The organism is Pseudomonas sp., assembly GCF_026224925.1.
In the GTDB taxonomy this organism is placed as follows: domain Bacteria; phylum Pseudomonadota; class Gammaproteobacteria; order Pseudomonadales; family Pseudomonadaceae; genus Aquipseudomonas.
Genome location: NZ_JAMFRV010000123.1, coordinates 1 through 6,118 on the forward strand (window position 1 = coordinate 1; position 6,118 = coordinate 6,118).

The 6,118-nt window shown below is 56.1% G+C and carries 5 protein-coding genes; 4 read left to right on the forward strand and 1 reads right to left on the reverse strand.

All coding sequences use genetic code 11. From position 1 onward, the window contains the following. Positions 1-131 precede the first annotated feature (131 nt). Together M0974_RS05405 and M0974_RS05410 are read left to right on the forward strand one after the other, a co-directional pair. The gene (locus M0974_RS05405) at positions 132-1,016 is read left to right on the forward strand and encodes a glycosyltransferase family 2 protein (RefSeq protein WP_297833717.1); all 885 of its coding nucleotides are present in this window, start codon (positions 132-134) and stop codon (positions 1,014-1,016) included. Further along, positions 1,013-2,239, forward strand: coding sequence for an O-antigen ligase family protein (locus tag M0974_RS05410; protein WP_297833720.1), 1,227 nt, complete (start codon positions 1,013-1,015; stop codon positions 2,237-2,239). Before M0974_RS05405 ends, M0974_RS05410 begins: the two co-directional genes overlap by 4 nt. Positions 2,240-2,242: 3 nt before the next feature. On the opposite strand, the gene M0974_RS05415 is transcribed toward M0974_RS05410, so the two are convergent. Then, positions 2,243-2,893 (reverse strand): toluene tolerance protein, encoded by a 651-nt coding sequence (locus tag M0974_RS05415; protein ID WP_297833723.1) that lies wholly within the window; start codon positions 2,891-2,893, stop codon positions 2,243-2,245. A 106-nt stretch (positions 2,894-2,999) separates the two neighbouring features. On the opposite strand from M0974_RS05415, the gene msbA reads away from it, so the two are divergent. Both msbA and hldE read left to right on the forward strand, forming a co-directional pair. Further along, positions 3,000-4,796: a lipid A export permease/ATP-binding protein MsbA gene (gene msbA, locus M0974_RS05420; protein WP_297833726.1), complete on the forward strand. Its 1,797-nt coding sequence runs from the start codon at positions 3,000-3,002 to the stop codon at positions 4,794-4,796. Between the two features lie 276 nt (positions 4,797-5,072). Then, a partial coding sequence (gene hldE / locus M0974_RS05425; RefSeq protein WP_297833729.1) for a bifunctional D-glycero-beta-D-manno-heptose-7-phosphate kinase/D-glycero-beta-D-manno-heptose 1-phosphate adenylyltransferase HldE occupies positions 5,073-6,118 on the forward strand: 1,046 nt, incomplete at its 3' end.

Sequence of the window (6,118 nt, forward strand, 5' to 3'; positions counted from 1 at the left end):
ATGGGGTCTGCGTTACGTGAGGATGCTCGCCTGTTTTTTCTAGGCCAGATTGCTGTTCCGCAGACATCAAGCAGTGGCGAGCCACTACGGCAACGGACGCAACGGCGGGAAGCGAACGATTGGATTCGAACATGAAATGGCCTCTGGTCTCGATTTTGGTGCCGTGTTTCAACCACGAGCGCTACATCGAGGAGTGCCTGCTGAGTATCCTGCGGCAGGACTACGACAACTTTGAGCTGATCGTTGTTAACGACGGCTCGACCGACTCCAGTGCCGAGAAAATTGAAGCGCTGCGCCAGACACACGGCTTTCAGTTCTATCAGCAGGAAAACCAGGGTGTTAGCGCTGCGTTGAATACGGCGCTGAGTCATGCCGTTGGCGAATTCATCATTACCCATGACTCCGATGACGTGATGCTGGAAGGTCGGTTGCATCGTCAGGTTAGCTACTTGCAGGAACACCCCGACGTGGGTCTGTTAGGGGCTAGGGTGATTTACATCGACGCCCAAGGCACCTTGCTCAAACGCAACGACTCCAGCGAGAGTTTGGTGCAGCGCTGGACGTTCGACCAATTGCTTGCCGGTGCTCACGCGGTTGGCGCTCCGGTTGCCATGTATCGGCGCGAAGCCATTGACAAGGTCGGCGGCTACGATCCATCGATCAAGGTCCAGGACTTTCAAATGACCCTTAAAATCGCGCATCTGGACTACAGGGTCGATATCCTTCCTGACTTCGTCACGTTGTACCGCCGTCACGACACCAACATCTCTAAAGTCGCTTACAAAAGTCAGCTTATCTATGACCTGCAGGTTATCGAGTCCTATAAAGACAGCCCGGCCTATACATCGGCTAAATTGGCAGTGGTCAATAAAGCCTTGAAAGAGTCGGTGGTCGCCGACAAGGCATTTGCCCGTGGACTGTTCACCAGCATCCCGGTTTACCGCTGGAACAGGCTAACGTGGAAACGCTTCAGGCATTTCATCTTCAAGTCCAACAAGAATAAAGGTGTTCGGTGAGTCGCAACCTTCAACAGCCCAGCAATTTTATAGACGGCTTCACCGACATACAGACGCAACTGCGCGCACCGCGCAGTCATTTCGGGATTGCCGGCCTGCTGCTTGGCTTTGGCCTGTTTTGGAGCGTCGGCGGGGTATTGCTGACGCCGTCGATGAAAATCTACGACTGGCTGCTGACGGCCTTCGTGTATTTGCCGTGCATTTATCTGCTGATCAAACGGTTTCCTGATTTTCGCGACACGGTGCTGAGCCGGCGCGAGCTGTGGTTGTTTTTGCTGTTGTTCAGTTATTCGGTGATCTCACTGAGTTGGAGTAACCCCGATGAAAACTACCTGACCCTGATCAAGCGCGAACTGTTTTTTCTGTCGTTGGTATTGGGCTGGATCGTGTGGGGCCGGATGTTCCACCGGCAGCTGCAAAGCATGCTGATTATCTGGGGCGCAATGGCCGGCATCTATGCATTGGTCTCGATTATCGCGTTTCCAATGCGTGGGCTCGAGCGGATATACGGCTTCGGCAGTTACATGGACAACCCTAATCCAGCGGGTTACACCATTGGTTTTCTATTAGTCCTCAGTTGCACATGGTGGCCGCAGCGCACATGGGCAAGGCTGGTTTGGGCTGCCATACAAGCGTGTTCACTTTCCTTTGTCATCATGACGGGCAGCCGTGGCCCGCTTCTATCGTTGATAGCGGTGGCCGGAGTGGTCATGTTGGTGGGCGGGAAACGTTTCTATCGGCTGTTGGCGGTTGTGTTGATCATCGCCGCAGCCTGCTTGTTCATGCTTGAACCCTCATTGTTGCAGCGCGGTGACTCTGAGCGACTGACGTTGATGAAAGACGCTTTGGCGCTCCTGCAACAACATCCTTGGTATGGCATTGGCCTGTCGGCCAGCTATGCCGTCGAGGCGGGCGGAGTGGTTTTCGACCACTGCCATAACTTTGTGCTGGATACCGCGTTGCAGTACGGCGTGATTTTTACCGCGCTGTGGTTGACTCTCTGGGGTTGGGTAGGATTGCGCGCCTTTCGTTTTCGCAGCCAGGCACTGGGCATGGCGGTTCTGTTGGCATGGGTCTTTGCCACGGTGTCGCTGCAGTTCGATGTATTTATCTTGTTCGGCCGCGCCAGGGCTATGTGGATGGTGGTCTGGGTGCCATTCCTGCTGAGTTTGTGCCTGGGCGATGCCCCGGGGAGTGCGCGGCCGTTGGCTGGCCGCGACTAAGCCTTACAGCGCCAGCTTTTCTGTCAAGGTGCCGCGATCCCAATCGTGCGCGCTGTGAGCGCTGTAACTGTCCAGAAAGTGCCGGCCTTGTTCCTGCAGCAGCCAGTCGTGGTCGTTACGATAGCGGCGCATGTGCTGGAAGTTGCGCAGGCACATGTTTTTGCGCAGTGGCCCGCGCAAGGTGCGCATGTCGGCGATGTCGATCAGTCCTAGCTCGTCGTCCGGTGTCACAACCACGTTGCCCAAGTGCAGCGAGCGGAAATAAATCCCCAAGTTATGCAGGTTCGCAACGAAGCGTCCGTATTTCTGGAGCAATTGCGGATCGCTGAAATTGCCTGGGTCGGCGATTACTTGTCGCAGGGTAAGTCCTGGCAACGGTTCGTAATGCACCACGTCGCGGGCAATATTGGCGACTCGGTAAGTGGCCAGGATGTCCGGGCAGCGCACGCCACGATTTCTGAGTTCTTGCGCGTTATCGGAAAAACGTTGGGCGTAAGGAAAGAATACGGCAGACGAAATCAGGCGTTTGCGGCGAAACAACTTCATGAAGTTGCCATCTTCAAGGCGCAACACCTTGTCCCCGAAGAAGTCGGCCTCAATCACTTCGGCGTCCTTGCGTAAGGCTTGGTAGTCAGCGTAGGCGAGTGCGAGCATGCGGGCTCCTTCAAAAATGGCCGCCATCATACCCCAGCCGGCGGTCTAGGGTTTAATGGCTCCGGGCTGTGATAGTATTCCGCCTCTCTTTTCTGTACCGATGACTATGAGCACGCCAGAACAAAGCTCCAGTATGAAAATATATTTCCGACTGCTGACCTATGTCATGCCTTATATCGGCATCTTCGTACTCAGCATTCTCGGTTTCGTTATCTTCGCATCCACCCAGCCAATGCTGGCCGGCATCCTCAAATATTTTGTCGACGGTCTGAGCAATCCTGAGGCCGTGTTGTTTCCCAACGTGCCTTATTTACGTGAGTTGCAGTTGCTGCAAGCCGTGCCGTTACTGATCGTGTTGATCGCAGCTTGGCAGGGTTTGGGCTCGTATCTGGGTAACTATTTTCTCGCCAAGGTTTCCTTGGGCCTGGTGCATGACTTGCGTGTCGAGCTGTTCAATAAACTATTGGTTTTGCCCAACCGTTATTTTGATACGCACAACTCGGGTCACTTGATTTCACGCATTACCTTCAACGTCACCATGGTCACCGGCGCGGCAACTGACGCCATTAAAACCGTGATTCGTGAAGGCTTGACGGTGGTGTTCCTGTTTATCTACTTGCTTTGGATGAACTGGCACCTGACGTTGGTCATGCTGGCAATCTTGCCTGTGATCGGATTGATGGTTGGTAGCGCCAGCAAGAAATTCCGCCGGCAGAGTAAAAAAATTCAGGTTGCGATGGGGGACGTAACCCATGTGGCTTCGGAAACCATTCAGGGGTACCGCGTGGTCCGCAGCTTTGGCGGCGAAAGCTACGAAGAAGAGCGGTTTCGTGAGGCCAGCCAAGGCAATACCGATAAGCAACTGAGGATGAACAAAACCAGCGCGGTGTACACGCCGATGCTGCAATTGGTCATCTATACCGCGATGGCGGTGCTGATGTTTCTGGTGCTATTGCTGCGCGGCGATGCGACCCCCGGCGATTTGGTGGCTTACATAACGGCGGCGGGCTTGCTGCCCAAGCCGATTCGCCAACTGTCGGAAGTCAGTTCGACCATCCAGAAAGGTGTGGCTGGCGCCGAGAGTATTTTCGAGCAGTTGGACGTTGAGCCGGAAACGGATCTCGGCACTGTCGAGCGTGAGAGAGTAACCGGTCATCTTGAAGTGCGTAACTTGAGCTTCACCTACCCAGGTACAGAGCGGCAGGTGCTGAATAACATCAGTTTCACTGCGGCGCCGGGGCAGATGGTTGCACTGGTTGGGCGTTCGGGCAGTGGTAAGTCGACGCTGGCGAGCTTGATTCCACGGTTCTACCACCACGGCGGCGGCGGTATCTTTCTGGACGGTGTGGAAATTGAAGATTATCGCCTGCGCAACCTGCGTCGGCATATCGCTCAGGTCACCCAGCACGTCACGCTGTTCAACGACAGTATCGCCAATAACATTGCCTACGGTGATCTGGCCGGTGCGCCTCGTGCCGACATTGAAGCCGCTGCGGCCGATGCGTATGCGCTGGAGTTCATCGAACAGTTGCCGAAAGGTTTCGACACCCAGGTGGGCGAGAACGGGGTGCTGTTGTCCGGTGGCCAGCGTCAACGCCTGGCGATTGCCCGTGCCCTGCTCAAGAATGCACCGCTGCTGATTCTCGACGAAGCGACCTCGGCACTCGATACCGAGTCTGAGCGGCATATCCAGGGCGCACTGGATCAGGTCATGAAAGGCCGAACCACGCTGGTGATTGCCCACCGCCTGTCGACCATCGAGAAGGCCGATCTGATTCTGGTCATGGACCAGGGCAGCATCGTTGAGCGGGGTACCCATGCTGAGCTGTTGGCTCAGAACGGTTATTACGCCCGCCTGAATGCTTTGGGTCTGGATGAACCAGTGGTTGCCGGTATCGCCTAGGTACCAAGGCTCACACAAACTCCGGTGGGAGGGAACTTGTTCACGAAACAAGCGGCGCGGTTTGTCTGAACCACCGCGTTGCTCCCTTCCCGAATGAATTCGGTCCCACAGCTGCTCCGACTAGGTGTCAGGCGATGAGGGGCCGAATTCATTCGGGAAGCCTTCTAGGTATGCACCCCATGTCGCCTGAAACATGGGCTTGTCAGCCTCCTACCGTTCCCTCTCCAACCCTGTGCTAAGATTCCGCCCTTGTTCATTCTAGTAACGGGTTGTTTGATGAAGTTGTCCATGCCGCGTTTCGATCAGGCGCCTGTCTTGGTGGTTGGCGATGTCATGCTCGACCGTTATTGGCATGGCGGTACCTCAAGGATTTCACCTGAGGCGCCTGTGCCAGTGGTCAAGGTCGAGCAAATCGAGGATCGCCCCGGCGGTGCTGCCAACGTTGCCTTGAACATCGCCGCGCTGGGGGCGCCTGCTTCCTTAGTCGGTGTAACGGGCGAAGATGAGGCTGCCGACAGCCTGGCCAATAGTTTGAAGGGCGCGGGTGTCAAGGCGCGCTTCCAACGCATCGCCCATCAGCCGACCATCGTCAAGCTGCGGGTCATGAGTCGACACCAGCAACTGCTGCGCATCGATTTCGAAGAGCCGTTCCACACCGACGCTTTGGCGTTGAGTGCCGAAGTCGACGACATGCTCGACGGCATCAAGGTCATGGTGCTGTCTGACTACGGCAAAGGTGCGTTAAAGAATCATCAAGTGCTGATTCAGGCCGCACGCGCTCGGGGTATTCCGGTGCTGGCGGACCCTAAAGGCAAAGACTTCTCGATCTATCGCGGTGCCAGCGTTCTTACGCCGAACCTCAGTGAGTTTGAGGCGATCGTCGGTCATTGCGTCGACGAAGCTGACTTGGTTGCCAAGGGTGCGCAACTGATGAGCGAGCTGGATTTGGGCGCGCTGTTGGTCACCCGCGGCGAACACGGCATGACGTTGCTGCGTCCTGACCAACCTGCCGTGCATTTGCCTGCCCGCGCCCGTGAAGTGTTCGATGTCACCGGTGCTGGCGATACGGTCATCTCAACCCTGGCGGCTGCGATTGCAGCGGGCGAAGAGTTGCCGCACGCGGTTGCGTTGGCCAATCTGGCGGCAGGTATTGTGGTCGGCAAGCTGGGTACGGCGGCCATCAGTGCGCCTGAGTTGCGACGAGCTATTCAGCGTGAAGAGGGCTCCGAGCGCGGAGTGCTTAGTCTCGACCAGTTATTGCTGGCTATTGATGATGCGCGGGCACATAACGAGTCGATCGTATTCACCAACGGCTGCTTCGA